The 21,069-nt window shown below is 50.4% G+C and carries 13 protein-coding genes; 9 read left to right on the top strand and 4 right to left on the bottom strand.

The window, feature by feature from the left end; all coding sequences use genetic code 11:
* Positions 1-159: 159 nt before the first annotated feature.
* A complete protein-coding gene (locus MHB43_RS26540; protein WP_221820993.1) occupies positions 160-777 on the bottom strand; it encodes a pyridoxamine 5'-phosphate oxidase family protein in 618 nt (205 codons plus the stop codon).
* 154 nt (positions 778-931) lie between these two features.
* On the opposite strand from MHB43_RS26540, the gene MHB43_RS26535 reads away from it, so the two are divergent.
* Together MHB43_RS26535 and MHB43_RS26530 are read left to right on the top strand one after the other, a co-directional pair.
* On the top strand, positions 932-2,392 hold the full coding sequence (locus MHB43_RS26535) for a PLP-dependent aminotransferase family protein (protein WP_313771448.1): 1,461 nt from the start codon (positions 932-934) through the stop codon (positions 2,390-2,392).
* A 369-nt stretch (positions 2,393-2,761) separates the two neighbouring features.
* Positions 2,762-3,547 carry an AraC family transcriptional regulator gene (locus MHB43_RS26530; protein ID WP_036605807.1) on the top strand — a complete coding sequence of 262 codons (786 nt, stop codon included), beginning with the start codon at positions 2,762-2,764 and terminating at the stop codon, positions 3,545-3,547.
* A gap of 347 nt (positions 3,548-3,894) precedes the next feature.
* Here MHB43_RS26530 and asd read toward each other — a convergent pair whose 3' ends face one another.
* Positions 3,895-4,686 carry an archaetidylserine decarboxylase gene (gene asd / locus MHB43_RS26525; RefSeq protein WP_047841263.1) on the bottom strand — a complete coding sequence of 264 codons (792 nt, stop codon included), beginning with the start codon at positions 4,684-4,686 and terminating at the stop codon, positions 3,895-3,897.
* Positions 4,687-4,771: 85 nt separating this feature from the next.
* On the bottom strand, positions 4,772-5,902 hold the full coding sequence (locus MHB43_RS26520; RefSeq protein WP_221820991.1) for a YheC/YheD family protein: 1,131 nt from the start codon (positions 5,900-5,902) through the stop codon (positions 4,772-4,774).
* 376 nt (positions 5,903-6,278) lie between these two features.
* Between MHB43_RS26520 and MHB43_RS26515 the strand changes: the two genes are divergently transcribed.
* Positions 6,279-11,474 (top strand): WIAG-tail domain, encoded by a 5,196-nt coding sequence (locus MHB43_RS26515; RefSeq protein WP_405130790.1) that lies wholly within the window; start codon positions 6,279-6,281, stop codon positions 11,472-11,474.
* Positions 11,475-11,644: 170 nt separating this feature from the next.
* Here the strand turns inward: MHB43_RS26515 and MHB43_RS26510 are convergent, their stop codons facing one another.
* A complete protein-coding gene (locus MHB43_RS26510; RefSeq protein ID WP_221820987.1) occupies positions 11,645-13,210 on the bottom strand; it encodes a M4 family metallopeptidase in 1,566 nt (521 codons plus the stop codon).
* A 769-nt stretch (positions 13,211-13,979) separates the two neighbouring features.
* Here MHB43_RS26510 and MHB43_RS26505 point away from each other — a divergent pair.
* From MHB43_RS26505 to MHB43_RS26480, 6 genes are all read left to right on the top strand, one after another.
* The gene (locus MHB43_RS26505; RefSeq protein WP_405130789.1) at positions 13,980-14,936 is read left to right on the top strand and encodes a glycosyltransferase family 2 protein; all 957 of its coding nucleotides are present in this window, start codon (positions 13,980-13,982) and stop codon (positions 14,934-14,936) included.
* 41 nt (positions 14,937-14,977) lie between these two features.
* The gene (locus MHB43_RS26500) at positions 14,978-16,090 is read left to right on the top strand and encodes a glycosyltransferase family A protein (RefSeq protein WP_405130788.1); all 1,113 of its coding nucleotides are present in this window, start codon (positions 14,978-14,980) and stop codon (positions 16,088-16,090) included.
* Entirely contained in the window at positions 16,090-16,863 is a 774-nt protein-coding gene (locus tag MHB43_RS26495; RefSeq protein ID WP_221820979.1) for a glycosyltransferase family 2 protein, read from the top strand. Before MHB43_RS26500 ends, MHB43_RS26495 begins: the two co-directional genes overlap by 1 nt.
* The gene (locus MHB43_RS26490; RefSeq protein WP_133387054.1) at positions 16,860-17,591 is read left to right on the top strand and encodes a sugar phosphate nucleotidyltransferase; all 732 of its coding nucleotides are present in this window, start codon (positions 16,860-16,862) and stop codon (positions 17,589-17,591) included. Before MHB43_RS26495 ends, MHB43_RS26490 begins: the two co-directional genes overlap by 4 nt.
* A 707-nt stretch (positions 17,592-18,298) precedes the next feature.
* Positions 18,299-19,138 (top strand): GT-D fold domain-containing glycosyltransferase, encoded by an 840-nt coding sequence (locus MHB43_RS26485; protein ID WP_405130787.1) that lies wholly within the window; start codon positions 18,299-18,301, stop codon positions 19,136-19,138.
* Positions 19,139-19,204: 66 nt separating this feature from the next.
* Positions 19,205-20,932 carry a glycosyltransferase family 2 protein gene (locus tag MHB43_RS26480; protein ID WP_339179060.1) on the top strand — a complete coding sequence of 576 codons (1,728 nt, stop codon included), beginning with the start codon at positions 19,205-19,207 and terminating at the stop codon, positions 20,930-20,932.
* Positions 20,933-21,069 lie beyond the last annotated feature (137 nt).

Raw genomic sequence — 21,069 nt, 5'->3', positions numbered from 1 at the left:
CTTTGTGATTCAACTGCCTAACATTATATCACCTTGACATGCCCCCGTCACGGAAATTACGCAATATGACAGTTATATCACTTTACCGCGTTGTTGCAGAGGGTTTTGGGGTGGGTTATCGTTGTATTCGACCTTGGAGTAATCCTCAAGAAATGAAACTTATTGCTGATGAAATGGACAGTATTTCCGCATCATTTCAGCAGTTTCGGCATCTCTTCCTTCATTGCGCTGTTCCAGTTCACCACTGATATGATCGAATCGTTCACTCGAGAGGTTTTGTCCAAATTTAAACTTGGCGCTGATCCGTTCAGGACTAATTCGCACTACGGCTACAGCTTTGAGGTTTCCTGTGTAACGCGAGTCAGTAGCGTCAATGGGTACATATCCGCCTTGCGGCTGGAGTTTCTCCATGAATCGTTGCAGTACCTTACCTTTGATGTCCAGATCTTTAACCGGTTCAGCCTGACCAAAGGCCATAACACTTTTGAAGAAAGAAGTCGCCGGACAAGCCAGCTCAGGATCACTGAAATAAGATGGAATCAGGGAGAACTCTTCAGCTACCGTGAAACTGACCGACGAATCCTGCTTGATCTGTTTCATCTTCTCACCAGCCAAACTGCCGTGAAAATAAAAGCAACCGTCCATATATACGAAATTCAGCGGTGTAACCCGTGGTTGTCCGTCCGGACTGACCGTCCCCAGAAACCCGAAGGAGCACTGATCCAGAAATGCGGTAATTTCCTGTTCTTCATCTACTGTGAATTCTTTCCGTCTCATGTGTATTCCCCCATTATTGAAATGTATAATAGAACGCCATATCTTATGGATAACAATAATTCATACATTGACAATGAAATAGATCCAATTTACATTCACTTTAGTAGGCCAATTAGTCGGGGATCACATAATGAAGACAAATGAGGAGAGGTGCATGATGGAATTGTGGCTGCCGATGGATACCTATGAACTTCAGCATCGATACAAGTATGAGGCACTGTACCATGCGTTACGTGATGCCATTCATGCAGGCACATTGGTGGGAGGCACGCGGCTTCCTTCCACCCGTGAGTTGGCAAAGCAATATGAGATGTCACGTGGTTCGGTAGCTCAGGTATACGACATGCTGCTTGCGGATGGTTATGTCCATGCACATCGGGGAAGAGGTACATTTGTCACCGAAACATTATCCAATCAGGAAAATGAGAAACAGGAAGCCGTTCTCAAGCTGTCTGCCTGGGGCGAACGAGTACAGATGTTGAATACGCAACATGAAGTCCTGCGGACTCAGATGTTTTCACCGAAGCCATCCGTCATTAATTTTCAAATGCAGCGCATGCCTGCAGAACATTTCCCGTTAGGGGAGTGGAAGAGTGCACTCGCAGCGGTTCATCGTAGTGGTTGGCGAGAATCGAGCGGTGCAGCCGGTGATCCGGAACTGCGTGAGGCCATCGCCTCCCATCTCAGATGGACACGTGGTATCCAGGCTGAACCATCTCAGATTGTATTGTTCAGTGGTTCAATGCAAGGCATCACCTTGTTATCTCAATTGCTGATTACGGAGAATACAGCAGTTGTATTGGAGAATCCGGGTTATCCGGGCATCGCCCATGCCGTCAAGTCCTGTGGTGGGCATATCATCCCGGCAGAGGTGGATGCCGCAGGCATTATTCCTCTGCCTTGGGAGGCACAGACGTTATTTGTCACCCCTACCCGGCAGTTTCCAACAGGGGCCGTATTGGGATTGGATAGAAGACGTGCCTTGCTTGCGTGGGCCTCAAAGCGGAATGCAGTCATCATTGAAGATGATTATGACAGTGAATTCCGATGGGGTGGAAGGCCGATTGAACCCCTCAAAGTGCTTGATCGTGAACAGCGCGTCATCTATGTCGGTTCATTCTCACAAACGATGGTTGCTTCGTTCCGACTTGGCTATGCCGTACTGCCACCTGGTCTGGTAGAACCTCTCCTTGCCGCCAAGGCGTTGTATGAACCGGTACCTCCGGCGCTGTTAGAGCAGCGTGCACTGGCAAAATTTATGACCAGAGGGGGTTACCTGAGGCACTTACGGCGGTTAACCCGATTATACGGGGAACGGCATGATTTTTTTGTCCGAGAGATGCAGCTACAGTTGCCGGAGGCATTCAAGATGCAGCTTGGTGATGCAGGACTGCATATCTACGCTACCTGGAATGGTGATGTGGACAGTTATCAGCGGTTTAAAAAGCTTGCTGAGGAGGATGGCATACTGTTTCGTGATGCAGAGCGATATCGGCTGACTTCAGGTCATCCGGCGGCCTGTTTTGCTTTTGCACATCTGGAGAAAGAAGAGATGACAGAGGGAATCCGGCGAATGCGGCTAGCCTGGGAGAAGTGCACATTTTCGTTTCGGTGAATTCCGCTGTATAATGGGATAAGACATTTCGCTCCTGTAGGAGCAGAGATCATATATGAGCAAGTTGTATTTAATCATGCTATACAAGTTGAACTAATTATTTACACGAAAACGTAGAGGGCAGAAATAACCTGAAGAAGCGGAGCGTTCGCCTTTATCGTCAGATTTTCACCTTTGTAAAAGTGAATCAAAAAATCTGGGGATAACAGCGATCGGAAGGTTGTTCTGTCATCGAAGTGGCAAGTGTAAATGTTCTTTAGTTCAATTTCTATAGATACTGAAATACATATGGCCTGGATTGAAGAAGTGAGATTCAGATCAGAATGATGCCATATGCAGAGAGATTAACTATCAAGGGGGAGTGGCGACATGCTGCAGGCATCGCCGTCATCATTTGTTATTTTGCCCGCTGTCGCCAAAATTGTCTGTGAACCGGGCTGGAAGTGGCAGAAGCGCGAAAAACCGATGCAAAACTATGATTTATTTTATGTATGGAGTGGTGAAGGAACGCTTGTACTGAATGACCAGTCGTATGAAGTTGGCAAGGGGAGTTGTTTTCTGTTCAGGCCAGGAGATCATCCTACTGCAACACATAATAAGCAAAAACCGCTGGTACTTACGTATATTCATTTTGATGTGGACGTGCCTGTTGCTGATGTTCCCCAGTCCTATCGCGAGGTACAGGAAACGGTGGAGTTTGAGCACCTGCTGGCACGTTATGTAAGACTGTTCTTATCGGATGTGTACGGACGTGATGAAGAGAGCCGATTGATTCTGAAACAATTGATGATTCATTTGCTGCGCGCCGATACGGAAGAACCTGTGGAGAAAAAGGTGAGCAACCAGTTGTCCGATGTGATCCAGGAGGTCGCCAATTATGTGCGTCAGCATCCGGGGATTACGCATCGGGTGGAAGATCTGGCTGCGCGGGCTGGCTTATCGCCCCGATACTTCTCGATCAAGTTCAAGGAACTGGTGGGATCATCGGTGCAATCTTATATTATCCGCATGCGTATTGAACGGGCGGAACATCTGCTGGTGCATACCGGCATGAATGTGACCGAAGTGGCGGATGCTCTGGGCTACCGGGATATTTTCTTCTTCAGTCGTCAGTTCAAGCAGTATACCGGCAAAAGCCCGTCTGAGATTCGTTGAAATTCTGATGAGAATAACAGGAAACCGTTTCAAGTCTGGAACGCAAGGGTAATGATCTAGCATTCCAGATGACCAAAAGGGGGAACTTGTGATGAACGGAAAACGTCGGGTCCGCAACCGGGGATGCTCTACGAAGGGATGCAATATTTTCCGGAACCGTCTGCGTCGCTTCAAACCGGCAGAGGACTTGCAAGATGTGTGGTTTTGAGGAGAACTCAGCAGACCAATAACGACGGAGCGAAGCTTCGTATTGCATGTATACATGGATGAATATGAATGCATAAAGAGGATGGCGCAATACCTGGTTACAGGTGCTGCGCCATCCTCTTTATTTGCGTATGGACTCATTAGTTCTTCGGTTTCAAACGACCAAGCAATGCGCCCATTTTGACCGAATCGCCTGGCTGTAAGCCCGGGTTTGGTTCGAATGTGCCACTCTGCGTCAGCAGAACAACGGTGGAACCGAATTCAAAATAGGCCAGATCATCGCCTTGTGCCCAGGTACTTGTGTCCGTATCAGCATACTGTATGCTACTCACGTTCATCGCACCTACTTTGACAACCGCCACTTCACCGTAATCATGTGCGATATACGTAATGAGCCGTTCGTTTCGACTAAGCACGGATCTCATATGGGTCAGGCCAAAGTCATTCACGGGATAAACTTTGCCCTTGATGTGTTCGCTCTCTATTTTGCGGCCGCTGACTGGTGCATGAATGCGGTGATAGTCGCGAGGGCTGAGATAGAGGACGAACCCGTACCCGTGCTTGTACTTCTCCAGATGGGGAGAATGGTTTAATAATTCAGCAAGTGTATAATTTTGTCCCTTAACATTCAGGAGTGTCCCTGCAGATATTGGACCGGCTGCCGTAATCTTGGCATCTACCGGGCTGATCAGTGCATGCTCTGAAAGTTCCAACGGGCGCATGCCCGGCTTTAATTTGCGGGTAAAGAAATCGTTCAGTGAACGGTATTCCTTCCAGTCTTTCTCGGCCTCCTGAACAGGGATGTCGTAGGTCCGGACAAAATAAGGGATAAATGCCTTACTTCCCCGGCTTTTGGAGAAGGCTCCCACAGTCCGGGAGATCCATTTGCGCGAAGAAAGCTCGGTCATTAATCGCAACAGCGTTTTTGCCATGAATATCCCCCTTAGGGTTAATGCGAACTTCAAGGCCGGCAAGACCGGCCGTTCTGCATAATATTGACACAGAATGCACACGAAATCAATATAGTCTCCTATCGTATGTCTGCGGTTGTCTCGGAATCCTCGAATTCTGTTCCAGCAGCAGACGCCCATAAGCCATTGGTTTGCTATACGTGGCCTTCCAGTGTTCCGACATTCCCGCCCTGCGAAAACCGTAACGCTGATCCCGTCCATTGCATTCAATAAAATAGATCTGGCCGCTGCGCGTTATTCCGAGATCAAGGCCCAGATCAGCCAGATGTGGCAGACTGGCCGCCAGGTTCTGGGCAATTCGAAGTGCAACAAGTCCGATTCTGTATTCCAGTCGAGCCAGGTCGAAGCCAGGTTCTCCTAATCCAAGGGCCTCTGCGAGCTTCATGACTTTACCGCCCTGTGCGATATTGCTGACAAACGTATGGGCAGGAGCCGCTTTGGCAAACATGCCTGTTATTCCCCAAAGACCATCGCTGCCACGTTGTACAGATACCCGCAAATCGACCGGCCTGCCCTCATAACGTACCAGTGGGATACGCTCTTCAATGAGGTAGGCATGGCGAAAGATCCGCCTTAGGGTGGCGGAAGGAAGCTGTCCTTTGCTCAATCGGAAGGTAGCCCACCCTTTGCGTGAAGCCTTCGTCTCACAGGTTAATTTCCACTGTCCATCTCGCTCGAAGACTCGCATAATACCATGACCGATGCTACCGCTGCATGGTTTGATGACGAGGTCATCATATTGTTCCATCATATAGGCCAGAGATTCTGGCGTAGCTTTAACTGCATGGGGCAGGTGTTCTCGCAAGGCGAGGTCCTGATGAAGCATGTCATGAATGTGATCTTTACGGTACCGGTTGCGAACGTTAAATACCTGAATACCCTGCAACATCAGCTTGGTAATCTGATGCTGTTCCGTCCGGCGAAGCTGGAGTGATCGGTTATGAATGACGGAGGGCAGTGGCATGCGCTCGCGAACATATCTGCCTTCTTTTTTTACATAGGCAAGACATGTTTTTTGATCCGAGTCGATATCTTCCAGCCTCAAAAAGCAGGGGGTTAATCCATAACTGGCCGCTGCCTGTTCATAATTCGCGAGTGATTCCTGACCGGTCCTTCCGGCCGGTATCCCCCGGTACATGCGTGAATCGAACATAATGCCGATCGTTTCTTGGAGCATGACCGTTCCTCCTTCGATGTTATCGCGACCATGGATCGTCCATTCATGGAATGCCGGCCTGTCACCGCATGGCTCAGACATCGCGATAACGCAGACCGGTGTATATATGCATAGCCATGCACTGGTGCTTGCTCAGCGCGTTTTCAGACATGACCTAGACATAATATCCTATGACATGACTGGGACGGGGGCGTGGACAGCCGCCTTTCCTCTGCTGTCCTGACACGCCTATTTCCACGAAGATCATCGAACCTTCCTGTTTTGACGCCTGTATCATTCGTGCTCTGGGATCCGCAAAAGTCATAAATGAAGTGGCAGATGCCCATATGGGAGCATATGATGCCGGAGATGAACGTTAGAGGAAGGAGCAAGCTGCATGAGTAAAAATGGCAAAAAGAAGGTTCCAACGCCGAAACTGCGGCATGTGAGCCCGAAATTTAAGGAATTGGAACTGACTGATCGCCGGGCAGACAAGATGAACTCAGGTTTCACTGTGAATAGGGAAGAACGCTTGAATATGAATAAAAGGGATTCGAGAGCTGTTCAGGAGTCGGAAGAACTCCTATTCGAATCAACGGAGCTACCTGCTTCAACAAACGAGCTGGAAGAGCTAGGGATCGAAGCCAAAATCAAGCCGGAACCCGTAGAGTCTGATCGCAAGGAAGTCGAGACACAAGATAGCTCGGAAAAGCAGATTCAGGTTAGCAGCCTGGCTCCGCTTGCTCTGGAAGAAGAGCAGGATATCAACAAACAGGAGATAACAAGCAAGGACCGGCTGCAGATCCTGAACCAAAACCAGATGCCGGGTCATACCGGACAATACATCTACACGGACGATTTGAGTGAATTTGCTGTTACGGAGAGCAAGTTGGCTCCTTTCTCTGTGGATGCCTCCAAGCTGAAACCGGATGCGGTTGGTAGTGAAGCATTGCAGGATTATGCAGTGACCAGCATTCACATTGCAGATGGGGCAATTGTTTCTGCCAAACTGGCAGAAGCGTCTGTATCCGATGAGCATCTCATTGACGGCTCCGTGTCCGGTCATAAATTACGCAACGCTTCTATTGCTGGTGAGAAAATCAGAGATGGCAGCATTACCTCGCAGAAGCTGGGCAACCAGGTAATCGATTCATCCAAAATTGCCGACGGTTCCATCGGCACAAGGCATCTCAGCCGCATGCTGGTCACGGAAGATTTAATTCAGAATCATGCCGTGACCGGAGACAAAATTGCGATTAGCGGCGTGGATACACGGCATCTCACGGGAGGGGCTGTGCACACGTCCAAATTGGCCGACGATGCGGTGACTACATCCAAAATTCGTGAAGGTGCTGTCTCAGGCAGCAAAATCGAAGAACAATCCATCGAGTCTCACCATATTCAGGCAGGTGCTGTTAAACAGACACATCTGGCAGAAGGGGCCGTCGGTCGTTCACAACTATCTAATGGCAGTATTGGAAGTGACCAAATTGAGGATGGATCCATACAAACAAGACATTTAGCCGAGGGTTCGCTAACTGGAAGACATCTACTGGACGGTTCAATCGGATCAAGCCAGATTCGCGCTCATGCAGTTGGCAAGGAGCAGATCGGCAATGGAGAAGTGGGCAGTGAACATTTGATGGAAGGTGCAGTAACCAGCAGCAAACTGGCAGACCAGTCTGTGGGAACAGCAAAATTGCTGGAACAGTCCATTACGGCCTCCAAGATTTCTGATCAGAGCGTCATTTCTTCCAAAATTGCAGATGAAGCTGTGCAGGGGAAACATCTTGCCAAAGGATCCATTCGTGCGGAACATATTGTCAATCGGGGAATTACGCCGGTACATGTAGACAATGCTGCAATTCACTCCATTCACATTGCAAGTGGAAGCATCGATGCAACACATCTGTCAACCGGTAGTGTATCCGGAGAAGCGCTTGCGGATGGCGTAGTATCCGAGCGGCATCTGGCTGAGGCGGCGGTGGGTACGTTTGAGTTACAGGATGCTGCAGTGACAGACGTCAAGCTCGCAGACGGAAGTGTGACAGAAGAAAAACTTGGAACGGCATCGATTAGTAGCAGAGCACTCGCTCCGGGAAGTGTCGCATCCTCGCATCTTGCGGGTGGTGGTGTTACGGGTACGCATCTGGCTCCAGGCAGCGTGGGGTCCGAGGCCCTGAGACCTTTTGCCGTGAAATCGGAGCATCTGACAGAACATGCCGTAGGTGTACCTCATCTTCAGCCGGGCAGTGTTGAAACAGATGCTATTGCACGGGCGGCGGTCACAACAGACAAATTGGCTCCTGGTAGTGTAACTTCAACCCAACTGGCGGGCGGGTCCGTTTTTCCGCCTCATCTGACGGATCATGCGGTTACCTCCCCCAAGCTCTCACCAGAGAGTGTTGCCACGGATAAACTGGCGGATTTTGCTGTCACGTCAGCCAAACTGGCCGACGGCAGCGTGACTTCTTCCAAGATCATGGCTGAAAGCATAAATGCCAAACATATTCCAGCAGGAACCATACGTGGATATCACCTGAAGCAGCATTCCGTATCCCTGGAACATTTATCGGAAGAAATACGCTCACCGGAATTATTTGCTGATGGCAGTATTACCGGCAACAAACTTCGGCATGGCTGCATAAGTGCGGACCATTTGACAGCAGACTCGGTATCCGGGACAGAACTGCAACAGGCTGCTGTAGGTAGCGAGCACTTGCAGCCATCCGTTGTACAATCCGTTCATCTGGCTGAAGGCAGCGTGAAGTCTGATCATTTGGGGACTCAAGTAGTGAGCTCACAGCATCTGAAGCCAGACATTATTCATGAGGAGCATATTGCTGAACAGGTGGTTACATCGCATCACTTGGCACCCGGATCTGTCGAAACAGACCATCTGGCACCTTTATCCATTACAGCAGCTCACCTTCAGCCAGGTTTGATCAGTGGTTTGCATCTTCAGGCAGAGTCGACAAGTGCTGTTCATCTGCAGCAAGGAGCTGTACATTCCCGTCATATTCAAGATGGTGAGATTCTTCCTCATCATATCCATGAACGCAGCATCGGAACATCTCATCTGGAAGAAGAAGCGGTAAGTACGATTATTTTGCAGGATGAATCTGTAACACGCTCCAAATTAGCAACGGGTAGTGTGGATGGCAGCAAATTAGCTGCAGGAACCGTATCGGCTACTCACATTGCCAATGAAAGTGTGCAAACCCGTCATATCCAAGAAGGCGCAATCCTTGCTGATCATATTCAAGAGTGCAGTATTGGCTCAGTTCATCTGGATGAGGAGTCTGTAAGTTCGGTTCATTTGCAAAATAGATCTGTAACAAGTGCCAAACTGGCGGATGGCAGTATAAACGGCAACAAATTGCTTGAAGGAGCCGTATCGGGGGTTCATATTGCGTCCGAAAGTGTGCAAACCGGGCATATTCAGGCAGGGGCCATTCATGCTGACCATATTCAGGAGCGGAGCATCGGCACAACCCATCTGGAGGAGGAAGCAGTAAGTGCGATTCACCTGCAAAATGGGTCTGTCATCAGTGCCAAACTGGCCGACGGCAGTGTAACCGGCAGTAAGTTGATTGAAGATGCGGTGTCAGGAATCCATATCGCATCGGAAAGTGTGCAATCCCGCCATATCCAGGCAGGAGTAATCCTTGCTGATCACATTCAGGAGCACAGCATCGGCATGCTTCACTTGGAACAGGAAGCAGTAAGTGCCATTCATCTGCAAAATGGATCTGTAACAAGTACCAAGTTGGCCGACGGCAGTGTAACCGGCAGCAAGTTGCTTGAAGGAGCAGTATCAGATATCCACATTGCAGACGATAGTGTGCAATCCCGTCATATTCAAGAGGGAACAATCCTTGCTGATCATATTCAAGAGCGGAGCATCGGCACAGCACATTTGGAAGAGGAGTCGGTAAGTGCCATTCATTTGCAAAATGGATCTGTAACGAGTGCCAAACTGGCGGATGGCAGTATAACTGGCAGCAAGTTACTCGAAGGCATGGTATCCGGGATTCATATCGCATCGGAAAGTGTGCAATCCGGGCATATTCAGGCAGGAGCTATTCATGCTGGTCATATTCAGGAACGAAGCATCGGCACTGCCCATCTGGAAGAGGAATCAGTAAGTGCGGTTCATCTGCAAAATGGGTCCGTCACAAGTGCCAAATTGGCTGATGGTAGCATTAGCGGCAGCAAATTGCTCGAAGATGCTGTATTGGGGAGCCATATCGCATCGGAAAGTGTGCAAACTCACCATATCCAGACAGGAGCGATCCTTGCTGATCATATTCAGGAGCATAGCATTGGTACGTCCCATCTGGAGGAGGAAGCAATAAGTGCGGTTCATCTGCAAAATGAATCCGTAACGGGTGCCAAACTGGCGGATGGCAGTGTGAGCAGCAGCAAACTGCTTGAAGATGCGGTGTCGGATGTTCATATTGCCAATGGAAGTGTGCAATCCCGTCATATCCAGGAGAGAGCCATACATGCTGACCATATTCAAGAGCGAAGCATTGGGATCTCCCACCTCAAAGCGGAATCGGTAAGTGCGATTCACCTGCACAATGGTTCCATAACAAGTGCCAAAATGGCTGACGGCAGTGTGAACGGTAATAAATTGCTTGAAGGTGCGGTATCGGCTATTCACATAGCAGACAAAAGTGTGCAATCTCGTCATATTCAGGATGGAACCATTCTTGCTGATCATATTCAAGAACGCAGTATTCGTACAACTCATCTGGAAGAGGAATCAGTAAGCGGGGTTCATCTGCAAAATGGGTCCGTCACAAGTGCCAAATTGGCCGATGGCAGCGTGAACGGCAGCAAACTGAGTGAGCAGAGTATTACCTCTAATCACTTGAATGCGGGGATTGTAGGTCCAGCGCATTTGAGCGAAGAGATATGGAATGCGATTCGTCAGTTCAGTGGAGAAACGCTGGAGCAACTGGCAGCTATCAAAAGACAAGAGGGATTGCTTCAACCAGAAAATAAAGGTGTACAGCAATCACAGCAGGTCATTGTCGAGGCATTACCAATTGCTGGTCTGGAGCAACAACAAGAGCTGATATCCCAAACAGATCAGCTTGGCGAACCATCGGCAGCTTTGTTCACGACGGAGCAGGCAGATCAGGCTCAGCAACCACAGCTTGAACGGTCACAGGAGATCGCTGGAACTACGGAGTTTATGTTAAGTGAACAATCGATTACACAGGAGCATCTGTGTGATGATGCCGTGGGCAGCAGCCAGTTGCAATCGGGGGCAGTTCAGGCCAAACATCTGGCCTTCCAACCCGTTCGCAGCGTAAGCAAACAACCGGTTGTACAACAATTCGGGATGGAAGCTTTTGTACTGCCAGAGAGTGAAGCATCCACAGAGGTAACTGTTGTTTTTGAAGAATCATTTGCTTCAGAACATTATGTGATTGTGGGCATGAGTAATGATCGGGGATTCCAGATTTCCCTGCTGTCGCAGAGTGAGGATGAAGCGGTACTTGAAGTGTCACGTACAGCAGATTGCAAGCATACGTACGGGTTGTTGTCATGGATTGCTGCGGGACCTTCGCAAGGATAGTGCAGGATTGTATCCGTAATAAACAAATGACAAAAGCGGTGTCCAGAGTTGTCCGGGACACCGCTTTTGGTTGATCTAAGCTTAATCCGTTCGGACGGTGAGGGGTGTCTGAACGTTTTGTTACCATTATGATGAGTACATTATAAGTTCAACCACAATAAAATAAGATTTTACAGGCCTACAGCTTGATACGCTTTGGTAATGGCAGTAGCTTCAGCGGAAGTTGCTCCGTACAGATCTTTGGCTGCTTGAATGGTAGCTGTTTTGGCAGCGGCAAATTTGGACGTTGGTGTCAGGTAGTTCACCAGTGTGCTGTAGAAAATCTGGATCGCTTTATCCCGACCGATTCCGGTAACAGTCACACCATTATGTGTTCCGCCTTGAGCAGCAAGGAAATAGGCTTTATTGATGATACCACTGTTGATATGGACACCGCCGTTGTCCTGTGAGCCTGTGTAGCGATCGCTGTATTTGTCAGGTTGACCGTACAATGTAGGGTTGGAGAGGGAGCGCAGCGCATCTCCTGGAGTGTTAGGTGTGTAGATATCATCACCGAGCAGCCAGTTTTTGCTTTGGATCGTATTACCGAAAATATCGGCAAAAGCTTCATTGAGTGCACCTGGTTCATTGCGATATTCCAGATTGGCTGTATATTCAATGACACCATGCGTCAATTCATGACCCACAACATCAAGGTCACCAGACAGGGATCGGAACGTCGTTCCATCTCCGTCACCAAAGACAATCTGTGCCCCGTTCCAGAAGGCGTTATTGTAATTGGAGCCGTAGTGCACGGTTGATCTGATCAGCAATCCGTTACCATTAATACCGTTACGGTTGAATTTGTTTTTGTAGAAATCATACGTAGCAGCCGCATGAGCATGAGCATCTACACCTGCACGATCGGTCCATACATTATCCGAATCCGTGAGCAAGCTACCAGGCAGTGAGGAGCCATTGTTCGCTGTGTACGTTTGGATGCCATTGCCGCGAGTGGTGTCTTTCAGTTGGAAGGTGCTGCCGGATTGGGTGGTTGTCAGGGTTTTGGTATCTCCAAGTACACCTGTACCTGTTCCGGTGGCAAAGTTAATGAGGTCAAACTGGGATACGATACTGCCATCCACTGCGTTAATGAAATATTTGGTCCGTAGAGGGGCAGGTTCCAGTACGTTTACTTCGGTAATGTAAACCAGATACGTCTGACCATCTTCTTCATGATGGTAGATGTTCAATTCAGCTTGAGGTGTGATTTCCGCGGCACCAAGCTCTCCGATCCGGGAGGTTGCTTCTTCGGTTGCAATACGGATCGCGTCTTCTCCGCTGATCTCGGCTACACCATCATTCGGAATGGCCTGCTCTTCAATCGGTGGAAGATCGCCAAGTGCGGAGCTAACGGCTCCGGTTTTGTCCAGGTGGACTGTCTGTTCTGCACCATAAACCGGGATACCTTTAATATACTGTTTCAGGCGGAAGTGTCTTACGCCAGATGTGTCTGTGTTTCTTTTGACAATTTTGAGCTGGGATTTCACATCGGAATTCAGGAATTGTTCCTGCTGTCCAAGATAATTAAAGATGGTATCATCTGTTCCACTGTTCAATGGAATACCCTCCTCAGAGGCATAAGGGGCCTGAAGTGGAATGGATTGATCAGACACTGGAGCTGCAGTAGCAGAGGATACGGAAGCGAGCAAAAGAGCTCCTCCAAGAATTGTTGGCATAACTTTGGCGAATTTCATAGTAAACTCTCCCATTCTTATACTTATTTTTTGGTTGGAAAATGTTCATGCCAGTCTCGGTTGGAATTCCGTCTGCAACTTGGGCAGCGCGGAGCGTGGGGCTGAACCTGAAGCGTGGAATGAGACAAGAAACGATTGGAACAAAACCGGCTTGGTCTTAGCTCGGGAAGTGTTAAGCACGACACCAAACAAAAGGATAACCGTTTATTCAGTTCAACCCGAAGGTTTAATCGTCTATTGTGTTCCTCTTTCAGCAAAGCCGGGGGTTGTCCAATTGCGCAGGTAGAAGATACGTTCACGGAAAACTGGGGTGTTCAATCCGGGTTTGCGTAAATGACAAATGCAGTGTGTTCTGAACCGCATCACTCCTCTCAAGAGTAAAATGTATCTGCTTAACAGGTTCTGTGAATGAGGTCATCATCTAATCAACCTAAGGTCAATAAATTGATTTAAAAAATATAGGGGAACTTACGTTCACCATAAGGTTATTTTTGTAAATAAAACTGCTTGGAACGTATATTATCACAATGTAAAACTTTGGAAAAGATACAATTTTAGATTTTTGTTAAAATTGTGTCTGAAGTAGGGGAGAGGTAGCGTTTTCCACATATTTTGACGTATTTTGTCTAAAAGCAAGGCCTGTACCCTCGTGTTCACAGGGAGAACCTGCTTAGTGCAAGGACAAACGCCGTTTCCACTGCTCCACGAATACATAGAATAACGTGTACTCCCTTGGCATGCCGATGATCGAATGCGGGAGGTGAAACTGTTGCGTAAAACCCGTGCCACAGCACGTTATGCAACTCGATCCAATGTGACACGAAGAAAAACAGTACTGAAGAAACGAAAATGGAAGTCTGGACACAAAAAGGGTACAAAGGCCTATACGTTCGTTATTCCATCCAAACAGCTGATGTCACAGGCTAAGGATGGAGTAGAGAATGGAGCGGAAAATGGCATGAGTGATGCTCCTTCACACAGGGATGTTTCTCGGCGACCGATGCTCTCGGTCATTATTCCTGCCATGAATGAGGAGAAAAGGATTGGTGCAGTTGTCCGTGAAGCGCGGCGGATATGCCGTGATGCTGAAGTGCTTGTCGTTGTGAATGGTTCAACAGACGGTACGGCTAACGCAGCCAAACGGGCTGGAGCACGAGTGCTCACGTATGTAGAAGCGCTGGGGCATGATGGAGGACGAAAAGTAGGCGCGGCAGCGGCCTATGGTCAGGTGTTGCTATTTACTGATGCAGATATCGCAATTCCCGCAGAGCATCTTGCGCCTTACGTGAAGGCTGTGCTGATGGGAACGGATGTGGCGCTTAACGACTACCATGGGCCGGTCACTCATCATCCCGTTCATCCGGTAGTGGAGGCCAAACACATGTTGAACAGCATACTCGCAAGATCCGATCTCCGGGGGGCATCCATGACAGCTATTCCACATGCAATAAGCCGAAAAGGACTTGAGGTCATGGGCATATCCTCACTGGAGGTTCCGCCACTCGCACAAGTCAAGGCCGTGATCGGTGGACTTCGGGTACGCGCTGTTCATCACGTACCTGTGGGTAGAATGAATGCAGTTCGAAACAAGAAGCGAAGCGGACCTGATCTGCTAAGTCAAGTGGTACTGAATGATCATATGGCAGCGATCAAGTGGATTACGGATACGCTCGGTCCCCGCGGAGGTTATACCGATCTGAAACGTGTTCGCAACCTGGCGAGGTAAGCATGTCGCATCGGATGATGCAGCATGCTGGAGGTGAGGAAATGAAGGGACGTTCAGGGGTTGTCCGCCGCAGGCGGACAACAAATAGACAAACGACAGCAGAAAGAACAGTAATGAACAAGCGTCTTAGGAACAAGAAGCATGTAGATATTCAAAAAAAAAGAAGAAGCCGAGCAAAGTCTGGCCAAGTAGATCTGCACTTGATGTGGAAAGCGGGGCAAGTTGCAGGAAGCGAGGCAAAGGCGAACAACACAGTATCAGAAAAACACGCACGTCTCGTATGGAATGCACACGCGGCGAACGTTGCGGAGCTAAGCAACTTCGAGCTAGCTCTGAAGGCAGGTAAGGCATTTATGCAGGGTTATGCTCAGGCCTCGGGACATTCATTCCAGATCGTGCCACTCCCTCTTCGTCATTCGGCTGCTGCCATTGTCTGTGCCTGTAATGAGGAACACACACTGGGGCAGGTGTTATTGCAACTCAAGCGGTTGCCTCTGACGGATATTATTGTGGTACTGAATGGAACGACAGATGACAGTTTGAAGCAGGTACTAAGGCAGCCGGGACTTACAGTAATCTATGAACCTGATCGGGCAGGACATGATGTCGGCAGGGCACTTGGAGCCAAGATGACGGATGCGGAGACGGTACTTTTTGTGGATGGAGATATGGTCGTCTCGGCTGAACAGCTTGCACCCTTTCTGTTCGCAGTTGATCGGGGACAGGATGTGGCGTTGAATAATCTGACGTCTTTGCTTCCTGCGTTTGCAGGGCAGGATGAGGTAAGCCGGATCAAAGCATATCTGAACCGAACATTAGGCAGGGCAGATCTGGGTTCCAATTCCATGACAGCCGTGCCCCATGCATTGTCTCGTCGTATGATTCAGACCGTGAAACCAGCATCACTGGCCGTTCCACCTAAGGCACAAAGTCTAGCTATTCAGCATGGAATGAACGTCTCGGCACCAAGTCAGGTGGATGTTATTCGTTCCAATCGGTTGCGTCCTGGTAACACGGGAAGTGGGAATGACGTCGCCAAATTGATCATCGGAGATCATCTGGAGGCACTGGCTACATTGCTGGGTACAGGTTGGAATCCAGCCCAGGCACATACACTCTCCCGTGTAGAAGTGGCTTACAGGAGGAACGCCTAATGACACTGACGAGTATGATTATCCCAACGTACAATGGTCTGGATCTGATCAGGCCCTGCATCGATGCCATACGTCAATACTCGGGCGATCCTGCGTCATATGAAATTATCGTGGTAGATAACGGTTCGACGGATGGAACGGCTGAATATTGTGCGCTGGAGCGAATTCGATTTGTAAGGTTCCCGGACAATCGGGGGTTTCCGGCAGCGTGTAACGCTGGACTTCGTGCAGCCTGCGGGGATGAGCTGTTGCTGTTGAACAATGATGTTACGGTCACGCCCCGTTGGCTGGAGAACCTGCGAACGGCGCTGTACAGTGACGCAAGCATTGGGATCACGGGTCCTGTTACGAATTATGCAAGCGGCATCCAGCAGATTGAATTGGCGTTTCGGGACATGGAACATTTTCAGGAGTTGGCCCATTCCAATAATGTTGCGGATTCTTCAAGGTGGAGGGAAGTACGTCGGATTGTCGGTCTGTGCATGCTGATGAAACGAGATGTCGTGGAATCGGTTGGACTGCTTGACGAGGCATATTCTCCGGGACACTATGAGGATGACGATTATTGTTATAGAGCAAGATTGCAGGGATATCGCCTGCTGGTATGTGGAGATGTTCTCGTGCATCATCAGGGAAGTGCCAGCTTCCAGAAGACAGATCCGGTAGCATGGAAACAGCTGCTTGAGCGTAATCGTTCGATTTTTATGAACAAATGGCATGTCGATCCGCTTGAATATATGGACATATCCGATGAAGGAGGGAACGTGGAATGAAAGGTGTAATTCTTGCCGGCGGAACAGGAACTAGACTGTATCCGCTGACCCGGCTCATTAACAAACATCTGCTTCCAGTCGGTAAACATCCGATGATTATGTATGGCATCGACAGGCTCCGCCAGGCAGGCATTGATGAACTATTGATTGTGATCAACAAACATTCCGCCGGGTTATATACAGAGTATCTTGGTGGCGGAGCGGATCATGGGGTGAAGTTGACTTATCGCATTCAGGAAAAGGCAGGCGGGATTGCGGAAGCATTGGACCTGGCAACTTCCTTTATTCTTCCTGGCGAAAAATTCGTTGTGCTTCTCGGTGATAATCTCTTCAGCGATGATCTGAAGCCTTATGTGGACCGTTACATGCAGCAACCTGCTGGTACAGCGCGAGTTCTGCTCAAAGAGGTGGATGATGCACGACGTTACGGGGTCCCTGTTTTTGATCCAAAGCATCCAGAGCGAATCTCTTACATTGAGGAGAAGCCAAGCCAGCCGAAAACCTCTTATTGTGTGACTGGCATATACATGTATGACGATCATGTATTTAACCTGATTCGCAACATTGCTCCGTCTGCGCGCGGAGAACTTGAAATTACGGATGTGAATAATCACTACGCATCTGCTGGCGGACTGGAATACGACATTTTGCAGAAATACTGGAGTGATGCAGGTACATTTGATTCGCTCCAGGAAGCAGCTGTCCGTATGAAAGGACAATTGCCCTAAAATATATGCGACTAATGCTGCCGCTGTGCGGTGCCCCATGGGAGCAGAACATTCTGCGCCGGAGCTGGAAGGATGCTCCGGCGCTTTGCGCAGCGACAATCCTCGTGCATGCCAAAGGAGGGAATGGCGTGAGAGTAGTGACACGCACCGGGGCCGCTAGGGTCTCCGTGTCGGGTAAACCCCGGGGCATCCACCCGGCCGTATTTATGGGCAGTGGCACTCCGGCAGCAGCAGGTACAGGTTCTGCTGGAGTCAAAGGTCTGAAGTCAGGGAAACGTAGTACCCTGACCAAAGCGGGTACATCTGCCGGCGCAGCGCATAAGGCTGCTGCAAGGAAAGCGAGCAGCACAGGCAGTGTTGTTGGCAGAGCAGGCAAAGCTGGCTCTGCGAGTGCGAGCAAAGCGGCAAGAGCCAGCCGCACCGGCAAAGGTAAAGCCGGCCTGCGCCAGGCCACTGCTGGGCGCAGGCGGGCACCAGCGCGGGGCCGGCGTGCCGCTGCCCGCGCCAAGCAGCGCACGGCGATGCGCCGTGCGCCCTTGCCAGCACCGCAAGCCAGCACGCCACCGGCGATGCCTGCCAGCGGTGCTGGCCCCGCCCCGCGCCAGGCGACACACCCGAAGGGTGTCGCCCCCGCGGGGCGGGGAGGCGCTGCCGGCGCGAATGCGGGCAGCGCGAAGGGCTTGCCGCCTCCGCCCGCGGAGCACGCAGTGCAGGCGGAGGCCGTGCCCGGCGGCTACGCCGAGGGCTACCGCGACGGCGTATTCGCCGGCGGGGAGGCGCTGGTGGCGCAGCACATCCCGCCGGATCACATTCTGCCTGCCGTGGCGGCGGCAGATCTGATCGCGGCGGGATTCCGCCAATACGCGCCCAGCCTGGCCCGGCTGTCCAGCCCTCATGAGATGGCTGGACACATCACGGCGGCGCTGGATGCGCAGCGCCCCTTGTCTGTCGTTCGCCTCGGAGATGGCGAACTGCTCACGCTGGCAGCCGATACGGTGCTGCCAGGCCAGGAAGTGCAGGAGCTGGCACCGTTTCTGCCCTATGCAGGGGTGCCATGCTCAACCCCCGACATCCGCGCGATGCTTGCGGAAGCCATACAGGCCGCCGACTGGGTTGGCGTGCCGATCTCGCGGGCACCGACCTTCCAGGGGCTGTTATTCCCGGTATTACGCCACTTCGGGATCGACTGGTCCCGGCTGAAATTGACCAGTTCCACGATCAATTACAGTCTGCATCAGTCCGGCCTGGTGTTGCCCTTGCTGCAAGGACGGCGGGTTCTGCTCATAGGCAGCCAGGCACCAGAGCTTGCGGCACTGCTGCATAGCCGAGGGATTCATGTCACAGGCATCATTGGTTCTGTGGCAGGAGTTATGGATATTCCGAGGGTGATGCAGCAAACCGCAGAACATGCTTTTGATATCGCGTTAGTGGCGGCGGGAATTCCGGCGGTCATTCTGTGTCGGCGAATTGCAGGTGAACTCGGCAAGGTCGCTCTGGACTTTGGACATTTGGCTGACAAACTGGTAACAGGAGAGCTTCAACTCTAGTGGACCGTCCGGGGGCTGGTTATGTGCGTGTTGGTCTCACGGACAAGTGGAAATGGAGGGAGCAACATGAACACACCCGATCAACAGCGCGGGGAAGGACGTCATGGTCGTAACAACAAGGTTAATGCTCGAAATGTTGTCCGTCGAAAGGGTCACAGTCATCTGAACATCATTCCAAATATCAGCACTCACAGTGACAACAGCCGCAGTGAAAACAACCGGAATGGCAGCATAAGCAGCGAAAAAAAAGCGGCACGCCGTGCCACACAACACGATGTCTCGCGATCTGACATGGCAGTCCTGCATGCAGCAGGTCGTCGCTCAATACGGAAATCCAGACGTAAAGGCAAAAGCAGGCGCACACCCAAAGGCGCCAGGCTCTACAAACAGGGGTATACCAGAGGATACAACGAAGGTGTCCGACAGGGACAGAGCTCGTTTGGTCTTGTTTTTGAAGGAGTTAGCATTATTATCCCCACGTACAATCAGCGGGAGTATGTGCTGAAATGTGTGTCCAGTATTGAAAAGCATACCCCTGCCCCCTTCGAGATCATTGTTGTGGATAATGCCTCCAAGGATGGAACTGCCGAGGCCATGCTCCGCAAAGGAGGCATGGTGAGGGTGGCTGCCCTGGATCAGAACCGGGGGTTTGCCGGAGGTGTCAATCATGGGCTGATGATGGCGAGAGGACGACATATCATCGTGCTGAACAACGATACGCTTGTTACTCCGGGCTGGCTGGATAACATGATGACTTGTCTTGCCAGTGATCCAAAGATTGGTGTGGTGGGTCCGGTGACCAACTATATTGGTGGGGATCAGCAGATTGAGGTTCCGTACCGTGAGGTAGAAGAGATGTGGTCTTTTGCCGCCACACATAATCGTCCGGATGCAGACAAACATCGAATAACCGATCGCCTGGTCGGATTCTGCTGGCTGTTCTCACGGGAGCTGCTGGAACGGGTAGGTTATCTGGACGAAGGGTACACGGTGGGCAATTTCGAAGATGATGACTGGATCATCCGGGTGAAGCTGGCAGGATACCAGCTTGCGGTAGCCGGGGATGCTTTTATCCACCACTTCGGAAGTGTCAGTATGAAAGCCTTGGGTGAGCAAGACTTTGCTGTAGTGAATAAGGATAACGAGCAGTTTTATAGCCAAAAGTGGGGAGATCCTCATGCGCTGGTTGCCGAAACCTCTCGCTTGGCTAGAGAACAAACCTCTGGTACCCCATCCGGTCAACAAGAGGATGGTGACACAACCCCAATGGATCCGCGTCAGCGAATCTCAACGCAGGGCAGCCAAGATCCAGCATTACAGTTCAGACACAGTTATGACTTCTACCCGGAAGGTTCGTTCCTGTCCGATGCCAAAGGAGATGTCTATACTCTAACTGGCGGTCGGCGGCGTAAGCTGAACATCCCTGTACCGCGTGGAATATCTCCTGTTCAGGTTGCCAAGCCGGATCTGCTCGCCATTCCTGCCGGAGAAGCACTGATATCAGCGGGGGACGTGCAAAAATGGCCGAGGGAATCACAACAGGTGCATACGACAGCGGTTCATGGTTCTCACAATGGATGGGCAGAAGGAAGTATTGTTGCCGCAGTGGATGCACCCGAGATTCGATATCAGATCAGCGGAGACAAGCGGAGACGATTTGTATCGGTCTATGCCGCAGAACGCTGGGGTGTACATTCCGGGCATATTGTCAGCGTGTCTGCGGACCAACTGAATGCGATGGAAGAAGGCTGGCCCATTATCGCCCCACCTCAGCTCTTGAACCCAGATCTGTAATGTCAGGCAATCTAGTTATGCGAATCAGCAGCATGATGCGGAATGGAAAATGTAGCGGTACCCTGTGGAATCGCTCTGATTCATTCCGCATCCGAATAATTGAAAGATCAACGAATTCTTTTTACAATATGACCAAC

The sequence above is a fragment of the Paenibacillus sp. FSL H8-0317 genome (assembly GCF_045040685.1).
GTDB lineage: Bacteria > Bacillota > Bacilli > Paenibacillales > Paenibacillaceae > Paenibacillus.
This window is presented reverse-complemented; position numbering and strand designations above follow the sequence as displayed.